This is a genomic window from Sporosarcina sp. FSL W7-1349 (assembly GCF_038003045.1).
Lineage (GTDB): Bacteria > Bacillota > Bacilli > Bacillales_A > Planococcaceae > Sporosarcina.
Genome location: NZ_JBBOOK010000001.1, coordinates 127,894 through 150,589 on the forward strand (window position 1 = coordinate 127,894; position 22,696 = coordinate 150,589).

Genomic DNA, 22,696 nt, shown 5'->3' on the forward strand with positions numbered 1-22,696 from the left:
CATATGTTCTGTTCCGGCAACCAAAATGAGTGAATATTCAATTTTACTTGAATGACACTTTTTCAGGACAGTAAAACCCCTCAACCGGTACATCAAAGAACATGAACATATCTTTGAAATAGGCCTCCTCGATCAACTTGTCCAAGACCCCTTTGAAATAGCCCGGCAAGTTGCGGATCGTCTTCGTTTTTGTCGCCATCACCGCGATGCGCAATGCCCGATAGGCCAAGTCCTCGAAAATGTTCTGATCATTCTTGTAAACTTCAAACTTCAGCATCCGTCCTGAAACCGCCCGATGAATTCCATAAAATTCACGGGCGTTTTTCGTGTTTCCGATCGTTCCGGCAAGAAGTTCTTTCATCCGGCTGAAAAGGCTTGTGGATAACTTGGACGGTTCCTCGGGAGACGTTTTTATAAGATCTTTGGATTTTATGGATTTAGAAAGAAGAGCTTCGTCCCTAGAAATCTGCCCGCTATCCTTGTCGTCATACGGTTTGTCGCTGTCATCCCGGTCGTTCATTTTCCCCTGGTCATCGAAGGGCAGGATGATATAGATATTGGCGCCGAGCCCGCTCATGACAGGGCGGATAAAGTGGACTTTCTCGATAATTTGCAGGGCGACGAGCTTGCGGATGGCCCGACGTACGGTCACATTTGATTTGCCTGTGATATTTTCGATTGTCGCATGTTTGAGATGGGCGGCCCCGTATTTCACTGAGTAGCGTCGGATGACATCGAGCACTTCGCGATCCGATATTGTCATAGCATCCCAGTTATGCAAGACGTGCTGTTCTGCCGCAGCATCCATTTCGGCGATGGTGGTGAAGCGAGCGTATTCTTTCAAGTACTGTTTCATTTCAAATTCCCCCTTTACCCTCTACATAGAAGGGAGGGGTCGGAAAGGATACTCGGTTGGGAAAATAATTTTTCCAAGGTGGGAATGAAGGAAAATAAAAACAACCCTGCTTACGAAGATTGATGAGGAAGAGGGTTGTGACCATGTTTCGATAATAAAGTAGTGAAAAAGAATATATATTTATTGTAAAACGATAAATTTTGTATTAAGATCATCTTATATTAATCCAAGTGAGGTGCTTTTTATGAAACAAGGGTCAACACTTTTTTTAAAGTTGGCTGTCATCCTTATGGGAATTCCGGTTCTAGCATTGTGTATTTTTTTGGTGCCTGAAATTGCGAACTTTGCTGCAGAACTGTATCCCGATCATGGATTCCTGAAATATCTCGTGCTAATCGATTTGTATGCAGCGGTCATCCCTTTTTACGTAGCTCTATACCAAGCGTTTAAGCTGTTGGTCTTAATTGATAAGAACAGTGCTTTCTCTGATTTGTCTGTGGCCGCACTAAAGAATATTAAATATTGCGGCGTTGCAATCAGTCTTTTGTATGTGGCGGGCTTGCCACTGTTCTATCTCATTGCCGAGAAAGACGACGCTCCGGGCATCATCGTAATCGGAATGGTCATCGTTTTTGCTTCGATGGTGATTGCTGTGTTTGCGGCTGTCCTTCAAAAGTTGTTACAAGAAGCCATCCTTATCAAATCAGAAAATGATTTAACGGTCTGAGGTGAACCAAATGACAATTATCATAAATATTGATGTGATGCTGGCGAAACGGAAAATGAGCGTTACGGAACTTTCGGAGAGGGTCGGCATCACAATGGCCAATCTGTCCATCTTAAAAAACGGAAAAGCGAAAGCGATCCGACTATCGACGCTGGAGGCAATTTGCAAAGCGCTGGATTGTCAGCCTGGAGACCTTTTGGAATACCAGCCGGATGAGGGTGCCGATGATGAATAAGGCAATGAAAAGAGTATCTACTTATGAGTTCTCAACAGGAGAGCGCATGAAAGGTGCATTCAAACAATTTGTCCGTTTTGGCTGGGAGCAGGCACTTTCCTGTTTGTTCCCCGTCATCATTTTCGGTTCTCTTGCTCTAACTCAAGTTATTCCGCTTCCTTTCCTGCCGCGGTATGACTGGCTGCTTATCATATTCCTTCTCACGCAGTGGGGAATGGTGCGTTCGGGACTTGAAACGCGGGATGAGTTGAAGGTCATCACCTTGTTCCACTTGATTGGACTGGCTCTTGAACTATTCAAAGTACATATGGGCTCTTGGTCATATCCAGAGGAAGGGTATATCAAAATTGGAGGTGTGCCTTTGTATAGCGGGTTCATGTATGCGAGTGTCGCCAGTTATCTTTGCCAAGCGTGGAGGAGGTTACAGGTCGATCTTGTGAAGTGGCCGCCGTTTTTCGTTGTTGTTCCACTAGGTGCCGCTATTTATTTGAACTTTTTTATGCATCATTTTTGGATCGACGTTCGTTGGTGGTTAGCCGCGCTTGTCATTCTCGTCTTTTGGAAATCTTGGGTCACTTATGAGGTGAATGGGACAAAATATCGGATGCCAATCGCATTATCATTTGTGCTCATTGGATTTTTTATATGGATTGCTGAAAATATCGCCACATTTTTAGGAGCTTGGCAATATCCGAACCAAGCCGAAGCATGGAGTCTCGTGCATCTTGGAAAGGTAAGTTCGTGGCTTTTATTGGTCATTGTCAGCTTTCTGATCGTCGCTACGTTAAAGCAGGCGAAGGAAAAATTGAACTAATAGTTACGCTGAAGGGTGCATTGTCCCGATTGTGGTGAGAGATTGTTTTAATTCAATAAAAGAGGAAACAAGACGCCCCGCACAGGTAGAAAATGCGTAAGACCTTTTCACCGTCTTTTATCGTGGCCCCTATGCACAAAGAAGTAATATCACCGAACTCCATTGATGTTCACTGAGTTCTTCCTTATGATTTGAAGAAAAGTGAAGAAAGAGTGGATCGGAAATGAAGAAACTTTGGATGGGGATAGTTACAGCTACTCTTTTTCTGAGCGGTTGCAGTTCTGATAAAACAGAGGAGATTTCTGCGGAGGAACAGGCGGAAAACGTTGAAGAGACAGAGCAGAAGGCTCAGCTTGTTGAGGAATACACGCCTAAAAAGGTAAACTATTTTGAGATTGCAGATCCCGGCCGCGAGCTGTCAGAGTTGGAACAAGAGTTGCTGCGGGAACCTGGGATTTTTAGTGGGGACGCATACGATGAAGTGAAGGTAAACGAGGCATTGGATCAATTCCCAGACGATTTAACGCCGGAACAGTATGTAGAAGAGTTGAAATATTTATTTACAGAAGATTACCATGACGAATTAGAGACACTTCTTCATTTTGACCCGACTGTGGATGTAGATTTGGCCCGTCCAGATGAGTCCGTTGCAGAGTTTGAATTGAAAAAAGTTCATTTTGCCATCTTGATCGATGCGAGCGGGAGCATGAAGGCGATGTCCGGGAATCGAACGCGGATGGAGGCGGCCAAAGAAGCGGTGTTGGAATTTGCAGAACAGATTCCAGAAGAGGCCACGATTTCCATGCGAGTGTATGGTCATAAAGGATCCGGCAGCAAAGTGGATAAAGATTTGTCATGCAGCAGTACCGAAAATTTATACAACGGAACGTTTGACAAAGGAGAGTTTCAAAAATCCTTGCAATCGGTACAACCGGCTGGCTGGACACCGATTGGCCTCGTTCTGGAAAAGGTGAAGGAAGACATTCCTGCGAATGTGGAGGATGTTATCGTCTATGTGGTCAGCGATGGAATTGAAACATGTGACGGCGACCCTGTCAACGCCGCAAAAAAATTGGCATCGGACAATATTGAGACAGTCGTCAATATTATTGGATTTGATGTGGATGACGAAGGGCAGAGACTATTAAAAGAAGTCGCAAGCGCCGGTAACGGGGAGTTCACGTATGTTTCCTCCGAACGGGACTTAAAGGAATTTATGAGAGCCCAATATCAACAGATCAAACAGGATTGGATCGACTGGAAAGTGGAAGGCCAGCTGGAGACGATTAAAGTAAAGCAGGATAAAGTCCAACTGGCGATCGATACGAAACAAAGCATGGTGGAAAAAGCGGTTCGTGAAAAACAAAGAATGGAAGCGGCGCAAAATTATTTAAAGAAAAGGTTCAGTGAAGCAGGCCATCCAATTTCGGAAGTGTATTCGTTGGTTTCGAAGTACGGAGCTTCCAAATATCATTATGCGGAGGAAAAAGGCTCGCAAGCATACCGGGAAAGTGTGGAGAGCGGCGCAAAGAAGTTCAAAGAATTTGACGAGGAAGGCAGTCGGAAAATCAAGGAATTGAATGAAAAGAACTGACATCCCAACGGACCGGCTACTCGCCGGTCTATTTTTTATCCATTGGACTGCGCTCTGTGCACTCCTTGGGGATGGAAGCTTCTCTCCTATAATGATAAACTAGAAAGTTATTGCTATGGAAAGACATGGGGGTGGGAAAGTGACATGGTGAAGCAACATGATTTTACGGAAGGTAATATCATGAAGCAGCTCTTTTTCTTCTCGACACCTATCTTAATTACGAACCTACTGCAAGTATCTTATCAATTCATCGATAGCTTATGGGTCGGTAATCTGATCGGGGCGGATGCCTTGGGAGCTGTGGCATTGTCTGGAACAGTTATTTTCACGGTCCTCTCATTCGTAATCGGTGTGAATAATGCAGCGCTGACGATTTTATCCCAACAGAAAGGGAAAGGGAATGAGGCGGGGCTTCGGCGATATTTGAATGCTTTTGTTGTCCTCCTAACGGCTATGGCAATCGTGCTCGGTGTGGCAGGTTACTTGCTGGCAGAGCCCATTTTACTATTACTCGGAACGCCGGAGAAGATGGTGGAAATGGCTGCATCCTATTTGCGGATCAATTTTATTGGGATTTTGTTTTTATTTGGCTATAATTTCATCGGCACGGCCTTCCGAGCGATGGGAGACTCAAAGTCACCGCTTTATTTCGTGCTGACAGCTGTTATTTTGAATGCCGTATTGGACCCGTTTTTTATTGCTGTATGCGGTTGGGGCATCGAAGGGGCGGGGTACGCAACGGTAGTCTCGCAAGGAATCGCTTTTCTAGTTGGGATTTACTATTCCATCAAGGGAAGTCGCATCCCGTTTTCCAAGCCTCATCTTCCGGCGCGACACGAAGTACTCGCTATTTTGAAGTTGGGAATTCCCGCAGGTTTACAGATGAGTGTCATTTCCGCCGGGGTAATGGCCATCATGAGTGTGGTTGCTTCTTTCGGTCCCGCTGTCGTAGCCGGCTACGGGGCGGCCCAGCGGTTGGATAGCTTGATCATGCTGCCAGCGCAAGCGCTCGGAACAGCCGTCAACAGTATGGCGGGGCAAAATATCGGAGCGGGGAGATGGGACCGTGTGCACCAAATTACAAGGTACGGCTTCTTTTATAACCTCATCGTTATGCTTATTTTGGCGTTTGCCATCGTTCTGTTCGCGGATTATGGGATCCGACTATTCATCACGGAGACGGAAGCTGCCGATTTTGGTGCTAATTATTTGAAAATGATTGCTTTTTTCTATCCCTTCCTTGGCGTCAACTTCATCCTCAATGGAGCAGTCCGAGCAGCAGGAGCAATGTTTCAAGTTCTTGTTTTGAATATCATTTCGTTTTGGCTGTTGCGCTATCCGGTTACGTATTTCCTCTCGGGCCTTTTCGGTGAAAAAGGAATCGCTCTTGGCATGGGCATTAGTTTTGTTATCAGTAGTATCTTCGCGTTCCTTTATTATCGATACGGAAAATGGAAAAAGGTGAATGCGTTCGCAGATGAATCGTAATAGAAAAAAAGACAAGAAGGACGTCAGCTGTCCGACTTGTCTTTTTGAGTTAAGGGTGTCTGTGCAGGTTCTTTATCGGTCACTTCCAGTATGTCGAGTAGGAAAACAAAGACGGGAATTCCGATGATCAGTCCCCAGACGCCAAAGAAGTTTTGTGAAAAAATAAGTACGACGAATGTATAGAAAACGGGTAAATCCGTTTTCGATGACATCAGTTTCGGATTCAAAATATACGCTTCAATCGCATGGATGACCATGATGGCGATGAGTAAGTAGGTGACGGTCAGGAATCCACCAATTGTAAAACCGATGATTGTGAGGGGAATTAATGAAATAATAACACCTGCTACAGGGATGAGCCCTAGGAAGAAAATCATAATGGCCAATCCGACGATTTGCGGGTAGCCAAGGACCATTAAAACAATGACCGATAAAAATGTATTGACGAGTGCAATGATGAATTGCGCTTCGATCACTTTGCCGAATGTACGAGAAAATTTCTTTCCGAAAAATTCAATTTCATAATAAAACGGAGCAATCTTACTGTTTTTAAACTTACTCGTGAACTTGATGAGGCGCGGTTTTTCAAGAAGAAAAAACAAGCTCAAAATCAAAGCGATTAGCACTTGAACACTTGTTTTACTAATATCTGAAAATGACTTCAGTAAAAACGAAAAGCCGTTCTCGATATAGGCCTTAATCTGTTCACCGGAAATAATGGATTCCAGCATGCCAAGCAATGGATTCTCATGTGGCTGCGTGAAGAAATTCGTCATTTGCTTAATGAGCTGGCTAATTTCCAGCGAGATGAGTGGTAAATATTTCACAACACCCACTGTCAATATGCTGACTATCAATGTATAAAGTGTGATGACAATCAGTTTATGATTCAATTGAACACGCTTTGCCGTAAAATCAACGAGCCGATTCATTAAAAATGAAAAAATAAAGGTAAGCAAGATTAAATTCATCATACTTCTCACACTAAAGAGCAGAATGATGATTAAGGCAAAAATGATAAATCGTTTTACTTCTTTTTTTCTAAATAATTCTATTAGCGCATCCATGTAAACAAATACCCCTCGTATTCAATTTTTATGTATAAAAATCCACCTATGCCCCTTTGATGTTAGTATCCTCTTGTCTGCTAAAGATTACAAGCAAGAACTCTTTACCTATCGTAGTTTTTGCCAATTTAAGTGAATAACTATACGTGCAGGAAAGTGTCATATATTCAAACATTACTCAGAAACGATTCTGAATTGTTTCCGAATTGCAAAGGTGACTGTCACCAGGAAAGCGGGGGAGAAAAGCTGGCAGAAAAACAAGGGATTGAATGAAAAGAAATGGATCGGCACTCGCCGGTCCATTTCGTTGAAACTTCATTCGCATTCAATACTTTACGCTTGCTCTCCAAATGTTTCGTCCAGTTTCAATTGCCACTGATGGCCGATTTTATCCATAAGTTCTTCCGGGGAGCACGCTAAATTGTTTGCGGGGATGTTCACTTGTGACGGAAGAAGCCCTTTATTGAGCTTGTTCAATATGCGTTTAATACCGCTGGAGCGATCGATAATCAAGTTGGGATCAAAGGTGAAAATAGCGAGGAATAATTGTCCGCTCATTGTAATGAATTCAACGCTCTCAATCTCTTCCCATTTCACCAGTCCGGCTCCGATAAAACTGGACCGATCGATAATGCCTTCATCCGTGATCATGACCGCGGGCTTTCGGATTATCAATTCCTTTACGTAATAAACCCCGCCCAAGCCAAAGAAGGCGATGGTTATGACCCCAATTACTCCTAGCCAAAACGGTGATCCTTCCTCCGTTGATATCCACAAAAATAAAACGCCCAACAACGTGAATAGCAAGGAAAAGAAGAACAGCATGAACATCCTTCCCTTTTTCGGATAAATTTCTATCGCATTCAAATTTCCCTCTCCTTCCAATAGACTAATTGGTTGTCTGTTTGACAAAAAAGTAAGCCAGGCAATCGGCCCAAAACATTATACTCTCCTCTTGGAAATAAAAGCAAAACAACATAACAATAGGTTGATACAGTTCCAAAAAGTTCCTGGTGAATGATAAAAATGTTTGAGATCGGGAAGTGATTCCAACAAACTAACTTCTGACTGGCAACATTCTTGTCGCCGGTTCCCTGAATGCGAGGATCAATAATTCTGCTGCCTCGTTCCGATTTCAGCTGTCTTAAATGAAACAAAAGAATTGGATATGAACGTATACTCGTAAGTTTGACCCGATTATTCGTCTAGGACAGCGTGTGAAGTAGAGAGGGTTTCACCTTTTAAACTCGAAAAGGAAGTTAATCCTAGAGTCCTTCTGCTTAGTCTGAAAACCTCGTGATCTTACGTTATTTGACCTTAGCAACCGAGCGTGATATTTATAACCTATGTCAAAACATGGATTATACATTTTGGGAAAGGGGACGGGGAGAAGTGGGGACTGTCTTTGTACAATGGGTGGATGGGCAGGTGGAGGCGCGTTGAAAATTCTGGCTGTCAGTCCATTTCATGAAGGGTTGCGAACTAATATCGACATGCTGACCCGCCTGAAGTCGGAGATGGAGGCGGTAGAAACGGCCATTACGGCGTTTGTCGCACTTGACGAAGCGTTCAAAGGGGAGGGGGGCCATGCCATCCGGTCGTTTTATAATGAAGTCCATCTTCCGTTTATTCGGCTGTTCCATATGACGCAGAGTGATTTTCTAAACGTGCTCGAGCGCATGGATGCTGCCTTGAGCGCACTCGAACCCGATCCGTCCGGTTTCATCCGTGAAAGCTTCCTTGAAGGGGAAGTGGAGCAGGGATTGGATGAAATTGCAATGGTGACGGCGAGCTTGACCGATGAAGCGAACCAGATCATGAGCAAAGTGGCGGATATTATCGCGCTGCCGAATATGGACGACAGCGACGTGCAGGATGGCGTTTACAGGTCGAAGAAAAAGCGGGATAATACAGTAACGGAGCTGCATGCCTTTGATTCGGAACAGACAAGTGTATTGTCTGCCATCCATGATCATCTTCAGGTAATGCAGCGTTGGATCACGGACGTCGAAGGGATGTTCACGGACGATAGATCGGATATCCATTTCGACACCGGTCAATGGGCGGAACTGCTGGCGAAGAATCTTCTTCAGACGGATGTGCAATACCAAGAGAAGTTCACAACGGGTGTCCTCGGTGGTTCCGAGTCACCGAAGGAACTCCAACAGAGCATCGAATCGAACCTGATTGAAGCGAATAAAACGATTGCTGCAACTAGCAAAGATGAAGACTTGCAGCGGATCTATGCGGCGTTGGCAACAGAGGGAGCCCATTTACAAACGCGGGCCCGGACGAAAGCCAGTGTCAATGATGGCAATCCGGACATGCAATACAAGGCGGTCATTGGCGAGCGTGCGAACTTCCAGGGACTTGTCCCGCCAAACGCAGGCAAGGCTGCGAAGGCAGTCTTGGATTTTTTAGTCATGGACGACGTCAATACCATACTGGATAAGGACGCTTCCTTATTGGACAAAGGCATGGCCATCGTTTCGGTCACACCGATCGGAAAAGGCATCAAAGCGGGAAGACTAGGATTCAAGTTCCTGAAGAAGACATTCGGCGGCAAGACGAAAGACGTCGGCAAAGTGGCAGATCCGAAAAAGATGGGGATTGTGGACAATGATAAGATCCTAACAAAAAATGGGGCCTTCAGGGATGCAAAGAGAAATGCCGGGATTCCCAACTCTACTCAGCATAAGAAGCCTGTCGATGTTTACGATGGGTCAACCGAGAATAGACGAGTATATGAATTCGAAGTGGATGGAAAGAAAAAATATATAATAGAGCACAGGGAAGATAAATTTGGACGAGGTCCTCACTTTCATGGAGCGGACGATTTAAAGGGCAGTCCGTTGGAAAAAGGAAGATATAATCAGTATCCTGGACATTCACCAGAAGATTTAAGTGGTTATAAAAAGAAGGGAAACCGTGGGGAAGGTGATTAATTTGGGCGGCGAAAGACAAGCCAAGATGGAGTTGTTGAAAAGAAAAAGCAGAAGGAAGAAGTTGATTGAAGAATTGCACTTCATGGATCTTCCGGAAGCCCCTTTTTTAGACGGTGATGATAATGATTCATTTTGTAAAAAAGTATTCTCATTACTTCTCACAAAGGAAAATAAGGTTCAGGTGCAAGGGGAGGACTATAAAGAAAATATTCAAAAGTCAAAGCGTTTATTGTATGAATTGATTGCTCAGATTGAAGACATCCCCAACGAAGGAAGAGTACTGTTTTTTAGAGAGAATGAAATAGAAGCTGTTTTGGTTCAAGTAAATGAAGTATTTCGTAATCTAGAAAAAGTTCTTGAAGTAACCAAATTTTCGACAGGGTATGGAGACTTTGTTCTCGTTGGTGAAGATTTCAATTTTGGATTATGTATAGAAAGAACAGAGTATTTTTATGAACTTACGGTTTGGGGGTTGGAATAAACGAGGAATTTGAGAATCTTGATTGGCTGAATGTCTATCAAGGTTCTTTTTTTGCAGGTCAACGGAAAACAGGGTAGGGGTTTAGGACTTGGACTTAGATGCCGACGTTTTGCAAATTCAGATAAGGAACTGTCGATTTGCTTTGTTAGCAGACGACTTGGAGGAATTATTAAACCGGGTTGCCGAAGTATATGCTGTTTTTGATTACCCGAAAGACATGGAAAGCTTTATTAATTATCTGCCTCCTTCAGATGGTTTTGATCCTTTCCTATATACTAAAGAAGAAAATGAAATCAGGTTAATTACCTGACTGAATGTCTTTCCAGATTTTTTTGTTGGGATTCCTGAATCCTAAAATAGGGGAGAAGTATCAGAATGATAATGGTCCGGCTAGCTGCCTCCTCTGAAATTTCCAAAAATGTCGATTGAAAAGATTAGGGGGGATATTTTTGTTCAAAGATGAAATAAATGAGGAATTTATGGATTTTAAAGAGGCGAACGAAGGGGATTTCACATGGTGGAACTATGTCAATATGAAATCGGATATACACACAGCTCTCGGGTTTGCAAAATTTTTCTATCCGGATATTGTTGAGGTGGAAGGATGCTTTTTATTAAAAGATAAGTTCTCACAAAAGAATTTCAGTAGGTGGAAAAAGGATTATCAAAATAATAAAGTGACAATCGAAAAAATGATGAACCTGTACCAAGTAAAAGATTTTTTTCATATCAATGTTGGTGAAGAAGACCTAAGGGACCAAATTCAGGCATTAGGAGAAGCCCTTAGAAAATTCTGGTCCCTTAGCTTTAAAGACAGGTTTCCCAATCGAAATATAGTTGTAAGTGTTTTCGAGGAAGAAGACGGAGAATTTTTTATTACCGTCCATGAACAGTGATAAAAATTCATTGTTTTGATTCGATAGCCTTGATTGGTTACATGGCTTTTCAAGACTTGCGGCCAATTCACTAAAGTGAAAGCGGGTGAAAGAGAATGGATCCACAACTTTTATATCATGCATATTTACCGGATGACCATCAACATTTTGTATACAAAGAGCAAGTCATACTGGATGGCATACATTGCACTACAGGATCCAACCATCGCTATAGCAACGGCGGCAAGGTGAAAATGGAAATTACCGAGAGCTTGAGGCCTTCTCATATACCTGCCTGGGTCGATTTCCGAGAAGCGATAGGAGTGGACTTGATAAACCGTTTTACTAGATCTTTCTGTTTTCCTTTATTTACCGATAAGATTCTAGTATTTGACGGCGACATTTCATTATCCATCTATGATCAGGCATTTTATGAAGATGTAAAGGATTTTGATGAAGAAGCCTTGAATTTCGACACTGGAGAAAATATAGAGCACTGGATTGCATTGTATTGGAAAAGTATGATGACGTTGAATGAATATCTTTTACAGAAACCATATATGAAGCCGGAAGTGTTGGTGTTTGAACCTGTTCCTACAGAACTCATCAACATTTGCGAGGAGAATCCTTAATGTGTCTGATGGATATTTTTAAGCAGAACCAAATCAGTTTTGATTGGAAAACGGTTTATGCAGGGGTAAAATTAGATCTCCTAAAACCTAGTGAAATCTCTAGCTATGCAGTTGAGTTATTAACTCACCATCCAGAAATAGACGATCCAAACATGATTCAGCTTGCCTGGAGAGAAGAAGAAACAGATTACGAGATGGTATGGATACGTTTATTGAAGGAGTTAGGTGTTCAGGACTTGGATTTGGATGCCGACATCTGGCAAATTGAGAAAAGGAAATGGCGATTTGCTTTATTAGCTTCTCTGAAAATGGAGTATCCAGACGACTTGGAGGAATTATTAAGCCAGGTTGCCGAAGTATATGCTGATTTTGATTACCCTGAAGGCATGGAAAGCTTTATTAACTATCTGCCTCCTCCAGATGGTTTTGATCCTTCCCGATACACGAAAGAAGAAAATGTTGTCAGGCTATTTACCTTGTTTAATGAATTTCTAAATAAGGAGCTGCACTATTTACAGCAATATGTAGTTTAAGGACTGTTTGAAATGAGATTGATACGAGACAAGGTCTTTTTTTATAGAGACCCTCGAATTCAAAAGCGGCGGACAAGTTTCATGGCGGAAATGATGTTCGGCTACCCAATCAGTCTGTCATACTAAAAATCCCGCCCAGACGAGAGAGGTCTGAACGGAATTTCATTTAGCACATGACAATCACTTGCGATGGGGTTGTTTGAGCCGGAATGCTTTTTGTCGTGAAGTTATAAACGACTATTAAATCCCGATTGGCCGGATATTTAGTAAAGGCCTGCCCGTTTTCAAGAACTATTTTGGTCTGTCGGGACAGATTCAGTTTTAAATTGCCTTTACTGTTCACGAGTTGCTGATCGAAATAGTCCACATCGACAAATTGATCCGGTCGATTCTTCGCTATGACGACCGCCCGATATTGCGGCGGGTAAATCAACGGCACAGGTAGATTCGCATCATAAAATCCTGTTACTTGATCTCCCACTTTGACTAAAACATGGTCTACGAAATACGTACCGGGTTCTATTACGAAATTCACGATTAAACCGTTCGGGTTTTCCAATGTAAATAATTTATAACAACCGGACATGGGGTCGTTCGATCCTATTATAAAATCATTGATTGCCGTCACCGTACCGCTAAACGATAGAAAGTTCGCCATGTCAATCCCTCCCTTTCATTCTATGCCTATCTAACTTATGCCTAGGATAACGTGGGTGTTCATTTACGGAGGTTCGGGAAGGGAAAGTGTCTTTAATCGGGTGTCGGTATCCTTTACAAATCAGAAAAAGCGCCGACCCTAAGAGATCAGCGCTTTTCTTACATGATGTTCCATCAGCCATCGGGTCGATTTCCGGAATCCCGTTGATTTCTTCGATAAAAAGTGTGTCTTACATACTGGTTCCGATTTCTGTCGGACCAACCTGGTTTATTGCGAGGGTCCTGCGACATTAACTCTTCCAATCCTGAGCGATCCATATTCCTCTTCACTTTTTGTATTTCATCTTCAAAAAATAGTGACATGTTGTCCCCTCCTTTCTAGCTTATTTAGAGAAAGGAGGTTGAGTTTTTGGTTCATTTATTTTAGATATTCCTTCCTCTTCTTTTATGGTACGTCGTTGGTTGGAGGGCGAGGGAGGCAAGTGCATACTGATTATAGTTAAAGTTTTAAAGGCGCCAGATTCTAAAAAAATTCAAAAAGGACCTGGAACCGGTCTTTCATTGGAGAGGGTAGTGTATATTCAGAATCGTTTTCAAATTGTAAAGGTGACTGTCACCTTTACAAAATGGTACACTATTTGTAGAAGAATGGCTCTCCGCCTATACAAAAGGGGGAATAAATGTTGGATGTGTTCATTGTAACGGGAGCTTCCAAAGGCATCGGGGCCGCCTTATTTGAGCAACTGCGGGCGAAAGGCAATCAGGTGATCGGAATTGCTCGGACCAATCCGACAAATGCTGAACAATTTATAACTGTCGACCTCTCCAAGACCGACCAGCTTGGGGATGTGATGAAAGGTGTCATCGATTCATATAGGAAGCAGGCAGACTCTTTTACGCTGATCAATAACGCCGGCATGGTTGAGCCGATCGGCCTAGCCGGGACATTGGATGCGGGCGTAATGGAGACTGCCCTTGCCGTCAATTTGACGGCGCCTATGATCCTATCGAATTCGTTCATCGCTGCCTTGCGATCGTTTGCCGGGCCGAAACGAATCATGAATATCTCTTCCGGAGCCGGCCGCAATCCGTATACAGGCTGGAGTGTTTATGGCACGACGAAAGCCGGATTGGATCAATTTTCCCGTGTCGTCGCATTGGAGCAGGAGAAGGAGAAGCATCCTGTCGAAATCGTTTCGATTGCACCGGGCATCATCGATACGGAAATGCAGGAGACGATCCGGGCGAGTGAGCGGAAGGATTTCCCGATGTTGGATCGGTTCATTGATTACAAAGAGACAGGGGCTTTGGCCAGTGCAGAACAAACTGCCGAAAGTTTGCTGGCATTTTTGGAGCAGGAAAATTTCCGGGCAGTCGGGCCAATCGCTGACATCCGGCAATTTAAAATGTAAAGGTGACTGTCCCCTTTACAATTCAATAAACGAAGAAAGTGGGGAGTATGGATGGAAACGATCGTATCTTTAGCAGATGTTTCATTCCAAAGAGGGAAAAAAGAGATTTTACATACTATTGATTGGGAAATTCGGGAAAATGAGCATTGGGGGATTCTTGGACTGAATGGGTCTGGAAAAACTTCTTTATTGAATATCATTTCAGCGTATAATGTTCCTTCGAGCGGAGAGGCGGCTGTCTTCGGAAATGTCTTCGGCCAGACGAACTTGCCTGAACTCCGGAAGCAGATTGGATTTGTGAGCAGTTCGTTGGAGCGGTTTTCGCAATATTTCCAGAACGATCCGGTGGAAAAAGTTATCGTCAGCGGGAAGTTTGCAAGCTTCGGCGTTTATGAAGAAGTGACGGAGGCAGACTGGACCCGCGTCGATCAACTGCTTGATGCTTTCCGTTTATCGTATTTGAAAGGGAAGTCGGTGCACCTAGTCTCGGAAGGGGAAAAGAGGCGGGTGTTGATTGCGCGGGCGTTAATGAGTGATCCGAAAATGCTTATTTTGGACGAACCGTGCTCCGGATTGGATATTTTGTCACGCGAACAGTTTTTGCAGGCGTTGGAGACGGTATCCCTAAACGGCTGTCATATCGTCTACGTCACCCATCATATCGAGGAATTGGTGAAGGACATCACGCATGTGCTTCTATTGAAAGAAGGTCGCATTGTGGCGGCGGGCCCGAAATCGGAAGTTGTTACCGATGAGCTGCTGTCGGAAACGTTCAATGTTCCGGTCACCGTGCAATGGCAAGAGGGGCGTCCTTATTTATCTGTTCAGCAAACGGAAGTGTCATCAAAAGTATAAGGAAGTAACTCGTTGAAAGACAGGCAGCAGAAAATTTGCTGCCTGTCTTTGTGTAGATGTACCGTTATGATCGCTTACAGAAAATGTTATGTGGTAATCAACTAATTGGAACTTATTCCACTGTCCGAATTTCCTCAAAATCCCGGACCTTTTCAAATGCCACTAAAAACGGTGGATTGTTTCGCTGGTTGAGCAGTTCGTAGCGGATGACGTGCACGTCCGCTTGATGCAATGTTTTTACGTAGGAGAGTAAAGCGTCTCTTTCCTCTTTTCCTCCCTCATGGCCGTCATAAACCGAAACCGCGATGATTCCGCCTTTTTTCAGCATGCCGAGCAAATGGTGGATAGCCTGGATGGTCGTCTCTGGTTTCGTGATGACCGATAAATCTTCACTATATGGCAAATAGCCGAGGTTGAACATCGCCCCTCCGATCGGACCTTCCACATATTCAGACACATTGGAATGGCTATCCAAAATGAGGGAGACGCGAAGATTCAAATCCCCGAGCCGTTCCTTTGTCGCATCGAGCGCCGTCTGTTGGATATCGAAGGCGAAGACATGTCCGGCTTCCCCGACTTGCTCCGCTAAAAATAGCGTGTCATTGCCGTTGCCCGCCGTCGCATCTACCACGGTTTCTCCAGGCAGGACCGTTTCTGCCATCAATCGTTTGGCGAAGGGGAGCACCCGATGAAGTTTGATTTGATTCATATCGTTTCGACCGCTTTCTCGTAAAATTTCCCTTGCCAGCTGCCCCGGCGTTCAAGTTCCTTATCGATGCCGTTGAGCACTTCCCATTTCGTCACACTCCACATCGGCCCGATCATCAACTCGATCGGCCCGTCGCCTGTGATGCGGTGGATGATCATGTCCGGCGGCAGGATCTCCAATTGGTCGGCGACGAGCTTGATATACTCCTCTTTCTCCAGGAATTCCAGCTGGCCTTTTTCATATTGTTTCACCATTGGTGTCCCTTTTAATAGATGAAGCAAATGGATTTTAATGCCTTGGACGTCGAGCTTCGCCACTTCACGGGTGGTTTCCATCATCATGTCATAGTCCTCGAGCGGCAGTCCGTTAATGATATGCGTGCAGACGCGGATGCCATGCTTCCGAAGTTTTTGGACCCCTTCGACGTACGTTTGGAAATCATGGGCGCGGTTGACCAAGTTTGCCGTTCTTTCATGGACAGTCTGCAAGCCGAGTTCAACCCATAGATAAGTCCGTTCATGCAGCTCCGCCAAATATTCGACGACGTCATCCGGCAAGCAATCCGGACGCGTGGCGATCGAAAGGGCGACGACCCCTTCCTGTGCCAAGGCCGCTTCAAATTTTTCCTTCAGTTTGGGCAGCGGCGCGTGGGTGTTCGTGTACGCTTGGAAATAGGCCATATACTTGCCTTCTTTCCATTTCTTGTGCATTTTATCGCGAATTTCAGCGAATTGGACATCGATCGGATCCACCCGGTCGCCCGCAAAATCACCGGATCCGGCTGCACTGCAAAACGTACAGCCCCCGAAAGCGACCGTGCCGTCTCGATTGGGGCAATCAAACCCCGCATCCAAGGCGACTTTGAACACTTTGAAACCGAATTCGTCCTTCAAATGCCTGGACCATGTATAATATCGTTTCCCTTCGGTCGGGAAGGGGAAAAGTTGTTTTTCCACATGTTTCACTCCTCTGACAAGTAGATTGTACCATGTTTTTTCATGTTTCATCATGTTTCATCATCACCGATCAATTGTCGTCACATTCTCCTCCCGCGATGAAGGATACACCCCCCGAATAAAGGAGAAAAGGGTATCTGCCATTGCAACATTGCAAATCTTCTGTTTTAATAAAAGAGAAGTACTATTGCAAAAGGGGGATGTTGGATGAAACCGATTTATTCATCTGCACAAGAAGCAATCGCACACATCGAAGACGGTGCTACATTAATGGTTGGCGGTTTCGGATTAGTGGGGATTCCGGAGCAGCTCATTTTGGCGCTTGTCGAAAAAGGCGTCAAGGATTTGACGGTCATTTCTAATAACTGCGGAGTCGATGATTGGGGACTCGGACTCCTGCTCAAAAATAAGCAAATCAAGAAAATGATCGGATCCTATGTAGGGGAAAACAAAGAGTTTGAACGCCAAGTGCTAGCCGGCGAAATCGAAGTGGAATTGACGCCGCAAGGTACGCTAGCGGAGAAAATTCGCGCGGGCGGTGCAGGCATTCCAGCTTTCTTCACACCTGCCGGGGTAGGGACAGTCATCGCGGAAGGGAAAGAGGTCCGTGAATTCGATGGCAAGGAATATGTCCTGGAGGAAGCGCTACATGCCGATTTCTCTTTGGTCCGTGCGGCGAAAGCCGATAAATTCGGAAATCTGATCTACAATAAAACGGCGCAAAACTTCAACCCGATGATTGCTGCGGCTGGGAAAGTGACCATTGCTGAAGTAGAAGAGATTGTGGAAGCGGGCGATTTGGATCCGGCTACGATCCATACACCGAGCATCTACGTGCAAGGGCTTCTGCAAGCGGAGCAGGAAAAACGGATCGAGCGTCTGACGACTCGATAAGGAAAGGGGATCGTATTAATGGGACAAGTAAATGTGCGCGAACGTATTGCAAGAAGAGCTGAAAAGGAAATTGAAGACGGCAACTACGTCAACCTTGGAATTGGAATGCCGACATTAGTCGCGAACTATATATCACCGGAAAAAACGGTCGTCCTGCAATCGGAAAACGGATTGCTCGGCATCGGGCCCTATCCGACGAAAGATGAAGTCGATCCGGATTTGATCAACGCCGGAAAGGAAACGGTTACATCGATTCCCGGATCATCCTACTTCAACAGCGCTGAGTCTTTTGCGATGATCCGCGGGGGACATGTGGATGTCGCAATTCTCGGAGGCATGGAAGTATCAGAGAATGGCGATTTGGCCAACTGGATGATCCCCGGCAAGATGATCAAAGGGATGGGCGGCGCAATGGATCTGGTCCATGGCGCGAAGAAGATCATCGTCATCATGGATCATGTCGCGAAAGACGGATCCTCGAAGATCAAGAAGGAATGCTCCTTGCCGTTGACAGGTAAAGGGGTCGTCGATCGGATCATCACGGAGCGGGCGTTGATCGATGTCACTCCGAACGGCTTGGAATTGAAAGAAGTGTTCGAAGGATATACGATCCAGGAAGTAATCGATTCGACGGAAGCCGATTTGATTGTAAACGATGTCAAAGAAGGCGTTAGTTGATGGTTGTTAAAATGTGATGAATCGGGTAAACTAGTACCAAATAGTGTCGGTTTTGAAGAGGATTAGTAATCGTTCATGTCGATTTTCAGAGAGCAGGCGGTTGGTGGGAGCTTGCAACGGCAGCGATGAACTCGCCTTGGAGCCTGCATTGGTGAAATGACTAGTAACCCATGCCGTTTTCCGCGTTAAGGATTCAAGTTGGGCAGCCGTGCTGTCAATTTGGGTGGTACCGCGGGAATGCGTTTTAGACTCTCGTCCCTTGCAAGTTTAGGGACGGGGGTCTTTTCGTTTGAATGGCAGGACTAGCGGACTGATACATATTTGATTAGGAGGAATTTTTTCATGAGTTACAACCATGTCGAGATTGAAAAGAAATGGCAAAAATATTGGAAGGATCACCAAACATATAAGATGGTCGACGATCCGTCCAAGCCGAAGTTCTATGCCTTGGATATGTTTCCGTATCCGTCGGGGGCAGGGCTTCATGTCGGTCATCCGCTAGGCTATATTGCGACGGATATTTTAAGTTCATTCAAACGGAAGCAAGGGTATAATGTCCTTCATCCAATGGGGTGGGATGCGTTCGGTCTACCGGCTGAGCAGTATGCGCTGGACACAGGAAACGATCCGGCTGAATTCACGGCCCGCAATATTGCGACGTTCAAGCGGCAAATGCAGGATCTTGGGTTTTCCTATGACTGGGACCGGGAAATCAATACGACGGACCCGAGCTATTATAAATGGACGCAATGGATCTTCATTCAATTGTATAAAAAAGGTTTGGCATATGTCGATGAAGTGCCGGTCAACTGGTGTCCTGCTCTTGGAACCGTATTGGCGAATGAAGAAGTGATCGATGGCAAGTCCGAGCGAGGCGGCCATCCGGTTGAACGACGCCCGATGCGCCAATGGGTGCTCCGCATTACGGAATATGCGGATCGCTTGCTTGAGGATTTGGATGATTTGGACTGGCCGGATAGCTTGAAGGATATGCAGCGCAACTGGATCGGCCGCTCGGAAGGAGCCCAGCTGACATTTGAAATTGATGGAACTGATCTTTCATTCGAAGCATTCACGACACGTCCGGACACGATTTTCGGCGCAACGTATGCAGTGTTGGCGCCTGAGCATAAATTGGTCGAACAAATTACAACTGCCGAGCAACAAGCGGCAGTCGAAGCATATTTGGAAAAAGTGAAATCGAAGAGTGATTTGGAACGGACGGACTTGGCGAAAGAAAAAACCGGTGTCTTTACGGGAGCGTATGCGATCAACCCGGCAAGCGGCGAAAAAATGCCGATCTGGATTGCCGATTATGTTCTAGCAACATACGGAACTGGCGCCATCATGGCGGTTCCGGCACACGACGAACGCGACTATGAATTCGCGAAAGAATTTGATTTGCCGATTGTCGAGGTTGTGGAAGGCGGGGATGTTTCGAAAGAGGCATATGTCGGTGACGGTTCACACGTCAACTCTGGTTTCCTCGATGGACTAGGCAAGGATGAAGCCATTGAAAAGGCGATCGCTTGGTTTGTCGAAAACGGCAAAGGTGAAAAGAAAATTACGTATCGCCTCCGTGATTGGCTCTTCTCCAGACAGCGCTATTGGGGCGAACCGATTCCGATCATTCATTGGGAAGACGGTTCCATGTCACCTGTGGACGAGTCGGAATTACCGCTGAAGTTGCCGGTGACGGACAATATCAGACCGAGCGGCACGGGCGAATCGCCGCTTGCCAATATCGAAGAATGGGTAAATGTCGTTGATCCGGTAACAGGCATGAAAGGCCGCCGTGAGACGAACACAATGCCGCAATGGGCGGGAAGCTGCTGGTATTATATCCGGTATATCGACCCGAACAATGACGACATGATCATCGATCCGGAATTGGCAAAACGTTGGCTGCCGGTTGACATTTATGTCGGCGGGGCAGAGCACGCTGTTCTTCATTTGCTATACGCGCGCTTCTGGCATAAAGTGCTATACGATATCGGTGTCGTCCAAACGAAAGAACCATTCCAAAAATTGTTCAACCAAGGGATGATCTTAGGGGAAGGCCATGTCAAAATGTCTAAATCCCTCGGCAACGTCATCAATCCGGATGACATCGTCCATTCACATGGCGCAGATACGCTGCGTCTATACGAAATGTTCATGGGGCCGCTGGAAGCGTCGAAAGAATGGTCGACGAACGGATTGGACGGCGCTCGCCGTTTCCTCGATCGGATTTGGCGTTTATTCATCAATGAAGACGGCACGCTTAGCTCGAAAATCGGCGGGGAAGCCGGTGGGCCGCTTGAGAAAGTTTACCATCAGACGGTGAAGAAAGTGACCGAGGACTTCGAAGGCATGCGCAATAATACGGCCATTTCTCAATTGATGGTATTCATCAATGAAGGCTATAAAGTCGACTCGATTCCGAAAGAGTATGTTGAGGGCTTCCTTCTGCTCATCTCGCCAATCACTCCGCACCTTGCGGAAGAGATTTGGGAAAAACTCGGCCATACGGACACGATTACGTATAAAGCATGGCCGACATACGATGAGTCGAAACTCGTGGACGACACAGTTGAGATGGCGATCCAACTGAACGGCAAAGTCCGCACGAAAATCGTCGTATCGAAAGACGCGACGAAAGAAGAGCTCGAACAAGCCGTCATGGAAGACGAGAAAGTAAAAGAGCTGCTCGAAGGAAAAGACGTGAAAAAAGTGATTGCAATTCCTGGACGGTTGGTAAACATCGTCGTTGGAGGATAACAAAAAAATCCGCTGGAAGCCCCAAGCTTCCAGCGGATTTTTTGCTGATCAGGTTGTTGATGAGGTGACAGTCACCTGATCAATTCGGACACTATTCTGAATCGTGTCGAAATTGTCTTGGTGACTGTCACATTTCGGAAGTGAATTCCCCGGCGCTCATCCCGGCAATACGGCCGGTGACGAGGGCGGAGGTGATATTATAGCCTCCTGTGTAGCCGTGGATGTCTAAGATTTCCCCGCAGAAATAGAGCCCTTCTTTCATTCGCGAGGCCATTGTCTTCGGGACGATTTCCTTGACGGAGACGCCTCCGCCAGTGACGAACGCCTTTTCTATCGGTTGCGTGCCGTTCACTTTCATTGTGAAAGCTTTCAACAGTTTCGCGAGCATCCGAATTTTTTCAGATGCGATGGTGGCTCCTGTTGCGGCCGGATCGATTTCTGCTTTGTCCAGTAAAAATAGCAACCAGCGTTCCGGGACAATGCCTTTCAAAGCGTTTTTCACCGCTTTTTTCGGATCGTCTTTCAGTGATGTGTGAATGAGTTGGAACGCCTTCTCTTCATTCTCCGAAGGAAGGGAGTCGATCCGCATGTCGACGGGCTGATTGCCGTTTTTTATCCGCTCTTTCACTACAAATTGACTGCAGCGTAAAATGGCAGGTCCGCTTAACCCGAAATGGGTGAAGAGCATGTCCATCTGATGGGTGACGAGCGTTTTTCCTTTTGCGTTCAGCACGGAAACTGCTACGTCGCGCAAAGCGAGTCCTTGCAGTTCCTTCGAAACGATGAAGGATTCATTTGACAATAAAGGAACTTCGGTCGGGTATAACGCAGTCACTGTATGACCGGCGCGCTCCGCCCATGGATAGCCGTCCCCCGTTGACCCCGTTTGCGGGACTGCTTTTCCGCCGACCGCAACGACGACGGCTTGAGATCGGATTTCCTCTCCCGATTCCAATCGCACTCCGAGCACTTTTTCATTATCCATTAGCAGCTTTTTCACGCGTGTCTCGAGTTTCACTTGGACGTCCAATCGGTCCATCTGCTGTAACAGTGCATCTACGACATCTTTCGCTTTATTGGAAACCGGGAACATGCGCCCGTGGTCCTCCTCTTTCAATGCGACCCCGAGCCCTTCGAAAAACCGGATGATGTCTTCATTGTTGAAGACCGAAAAGGGGCCGTATAAAAAGCGTCCGTTGCCTGGGATATTTTTTACGATCTCTTCTTGTGGTAGCCGGTTCGTGACATTGCAGCGACCGCCGCCTGAAATCGCAAGCTTCGTGCCCAGTTTTTTTCCTTTTTCCAGAAGTAGGACTTTCCTTCCGTTTTCGGCTGCGGCAATCGAAGCCATCAAACCGGAGGGCCCTCCGCCGATGACGATGACGTCCACATTATTCTTTTTATCGTAAGACATAATAAAATCCCCTCGTTACCTATAATCTGTCCACATTATAACACTCGTCGGCTGAATTGGGCGTATGCGGGAAATTCTGTAACCATTTTCATTCTGAACCGACCCATTGTATAG

At 45.6% G+C, this 22,696-nt stretch carries 23 protein-coding genes and 1 other annotated feature; of the genes, 16 read left to right on the forward strand and 7 right to left on the reverse strand.

Annotated features, from left to right (window positions below; translation table 11 throughout):
- Positions 1–43: 43 nt before the first annotated feature.
- Positions 44–856, reverse strand: a complete 813-nt coding sequence (locus tag MKY41_RS00680) for a hypothetical protein (protein WP_340743222.1) — start codon at positions 854–856, stop codon at positions 44–46.
- 244 nt (positions 857–1,100) lie between these two features.
- On the opposite strand from MKY41_RS00680, the gene MKY41_RS00685 reads away from it, so the two are divergent.
- The 5 genes from MKY41_RS00685 (at position 1,101) to MKY41_RS00705 (ending at position 5,714) form a co-directional block, all read left to right on the forward strand.
- Positions 1,101–1,583 carry a DUF2975 domain-containing protein gene (locus tag MKY41_RS00685; protein WP_340743223.1) on the forward strand — a complete coding sequence of 161 codons (483 nt, stop codon included), beginning with the start codon at positions 1,101–1,103 and terminating at the stop codon, positions 1,581–1,583.
- Between the two features lie 10 nt (positions 1,584–1,593).
- Positions 1,594–1,818 carry a helix-turn-helix domain-containing protein gene (locus MKY41_RS00690; RefSeq protein WP_340743224.1) on the forward strand — a complete coding sequence of 75 codons (225 nt, stop codon included), beginning with the start codon at positions 1,594–1,596 and terminating at the stop codon, positions 1,816–1,818.
- 46 nt (positions 1,819–1,864) lie between these two features.
- Positions 1,865–2,632: a DUF817 domain-containing protein gene (locus tag MKY41_RS00695; protein ID WP_340745596.1), complete on the forward strand. Its 768-nt coding sequence runs from the start codon at positions 1,865–1,867 to the stop codon at positions 2,630–2,632.
- Positions 2,633–2,855: 223 nt separating this feature from the next.
- Positions 2,856–4,226: a VWA domain-containing protein gene (locus tag MKY41_RS00700; RefSeq protein ID WP_340743225.1), complete on the forward strand. Its 1,371-nt coding sequence runs from the start codon at positions 2,856–2,858 to the stop codon at positions 4,224–4,226.
- 147 nt (positions 4,227–4,373) lie between these two features.
- Entirely contained in the window at positions 4,374–5,714 is a 1,341-nt protein-coding gene (locus tag MKY41_RS00705; RefSeq protein ID WP_340745597.1) for an MATE family efflux transporter, read from the forward strand.
- Between the two features lie 23 nt (positions 5,715–5,737).
- Here the strand turns inward: MKY41_RS00705 and MKY41_RS00710 are convergent, their stop codons facing one another.
- Together MKY41_RS00710 and MKY41_RS00715 are read right to left on the reverse strand one after the other, a co-directional pair.
- The gene (locus MKY41_RS00710) at positions 5,738–6,781 is read right to left on the reverse strand and encodes an AI-2E family transporter (protein ID WP_340743226.1); all 1,044 of its coding nucleotides are present in this window, start codon (positions 6,779–6,781) and stop codon (positions 5,738–5,740) included.
- A 333-nt stretch (positions 6,782–7,114) separates the two neighbouring features.
- On the reverse strand, positions 7,115–7,648 hold the full coding sequence (locus MKY41_RS00715; RefSeq protein ID WP_340743227.1) for an STM3941 family protein: 534 nt from the start codon (positions 7,646–7,648) through the stop codon (positions 7,115–7,117).
- Between the two features lie 572 nt (positions 7,649–8,220).
- Here MKY41_RS00715 and MKY41_RS00720 point away from each other — a divergent pair.
- The 6 genes from MKY41_RS00720 to MKY41_RS00745 all read left to right on the forward strand — a co-directional run bounded on the left by MKY41_RS00720 (position 8,221) and on the right by MKY41_RS00745 (position 12,247).
- A complete protein-coding gene (locus tag MKY41_RS00720; RefSeq protein ID WP_340743228.1) occupies positions 8,221–9,726 on the forward strand; it encodes a T7SS effector LXG polymorphic toxin in 1,506 nt (501 codons plus the stop codon).
- A complete protein-coding gene (locus tag MKY41_RS00725) occupies positions 9,710–10,207 on the forward strand; it encodes a YxiF family protein (RefSeq protein WP_340743229.1) in 498 nt (165 codons plus the stop codon). Before MKY41_RS00720 ends, MKY41_RS00725 begins: the two co-directional genes overlap by 17 nt.
- A gap of 88 nt (positions 10,208–10,295) precedes the next feature.
- Complete coding sequence (locus MKY41_RS00730) at positions 10,296–10,517, forward strand: DUF2247 family protein (protein WP_340743230.1); 222 nt, start codon at positions 10,296–10,298, stop codon at positions 10,515–10,517.
- Between the two features lie 139 nt (positions 10,518–10,656).
- Complete coding sequence (locus tag MKY41_RS00735) at positions 10,657–11,103, forward strand: hypothetical protein (protein ID WP_340743231.1); 447 nt, start codon at positions 10,657–10,659, stop codon at positions 11,101–11,103.
- Positions 11,104–11,198: 95 nt separating this feature from the next.
- Positions 11,199–11,714 (forward strand): DNA polymerase III, encoded by a 516-nt coding sequence (locus tag MKY41_RS00740; protein WP_340743232.1) that lies wholly within the window; start codon positions 11,199–11,201, stop codon positions 11,712–11,714.
- Complete coding sequence (locus MKY41_RS00745) at positions 11,714–12,247, forward strand: DUF2247 family protein (protein WP_340743233.1); 534 nt, start codon at positions 11,714–11,716, stop codon at positions 12,245–12,247. The genes MKY41_RS00740 and MKY41_RS00745 overlap by 1 nt, the downstream gene beginning before the upstream one ends.
- Positions 12,248–12,413: 166 nt before the next feature.
- On the opposite strand, the gene MKY41_RS00750 is transcribed toward MKY41_RS00745, so the two are convergent.
- Entirely contained in the window at positions 12,414–12,905 is a 492-nt protein-coding gene (locus MKY41_RS00750; protein WP_340743234.1) for a hypothetical protein, read from the reverse strand.
- Positions 12,906–13,593: 688 nt separating this feature from the next.
- Here MKY41_RS00750 and MKY41_RS00755 point away from each other — a divergent pair.
- Complete coding sequence (locus MKY41_RS00755; protein ID WP_340745598.1) at positions 13,594–14,316, forward strand: SDR family NAD(P)-dependent oxidoreductase; 723 nt, start codon at positions 13,594–13,596, stop codon at positions 14,314–14,316.
- A 51-nt stretch (positions 14,317–14,367) separates the two neighbouring features.
- Complete coding sequence (locus MKY41_RS00760; protein WP_340743235.1) at positions 14,368–15,171, forward strand: ABC transporter ATP-binding protein; 804 nt, start codon at positions 14,368–14,370, stop codon at positions 15,169–15,171.
- A 112-nt stretch (positions 15,172–15,283) separates the two neighbouring features.
- Here the strand turns inward: MKY41_RS00760 and MKY41_RS00765 are convergent, their stop codons facing one another.
- Together MKY41_RS00765 and MKY41_RS00770 are read right to left on the reverse strand one after the other, a co-directional pair.
- A complete protein-coding gene (locus tag MKY41_RS00765; protein ID WP_340743236.1) occupies positions 15,284–15,880 on the reverse strand; it encodes a class I SAM-dependent methyltransferase in 597 nt (198 codons plus the stop codon).
- Positions 15,877–16,836, reverse strand: coding sequence for a TIGR01212 family radical SAM protein (locus MKY41_RS00770; RefSeq protein ID WP_340743237.1), 960 nt, complete (start codon positions 16,834–16,836; stop codon positions 15,877–15,879). The genes MKY41_RS00765 and MKY41_RS00770 overlap by 4 nt, the downstream gene beginning before the upstream one ends.
- Before the next feature lie 207 nt (positions 16,837–17,043).
- On the opposite strand from MKY41_RS00770, the gene MKY41_RS00775 reads away from it, so the two are divergent.
- The 3 genes from MKY41_RS00775 to leuS all read left to right on the forward strand — a co-directional run bounded on the left by MKY41_RS00775 (position 17,044) and on the right by leuS (position 21,168).
- Positions 17,044–17,730, forward strand: coding sequence for a CoA transferase subunit A (locus tag MKY41_RS00775; protein WP_041075670.1), 687 nt, complete (start codon positions 17,044–17,046; stop codon positions 17,728–17,730).
- 18 nt (positions 17,731–17,748) lie between these two features.
- Entirely contained in the window at positions 17,749–18,408 is a 660-nt protein-coding gene (locus MKY41_RS00780; RefSeq protein ID WP_340743238.1) for a 3-oxoacid CoA-transferase subunit B, read from the forward strand.
- Positions 18,409–18,451: 43 nt separating this feature from the next.
- Positions 18,452–18,671 (forward strand) — a binding site (T-box leader).
- A 79-nt stretch (positions 18,672–18,750) separates the two neighbouring features.
- Positions 18,751–21,168, forward strand: a complete 2,418-nt coding sequence (leuS, locus tag MKY41_RS00785; protein ID WP_340743239.1) for a leucine--tRNA ligase — start codon at positions 18,751–18,753, stop codon at positions 21,166–21,168.
- Positions 21,169–21,295: 127 nt separating this feature from the next.
- Here leuS and MKY41_RS00790 read toward each other — a convergent pair whose 3' ends face one another.
- Positions 21,296–22,582, reverse strand: coding sequence for a BaiN/RdsA family NAD(P)/FAD-dependent oxidoreductase (locus MKY41_RS00790; protein ID WP_340743240.1), 1,287 nt, complete (start codon positions 22,580–22,582; stop codon positions 21,296–21,298).
- Positions 22,583–22,696 lie beyond the last annotated feature (114 nt).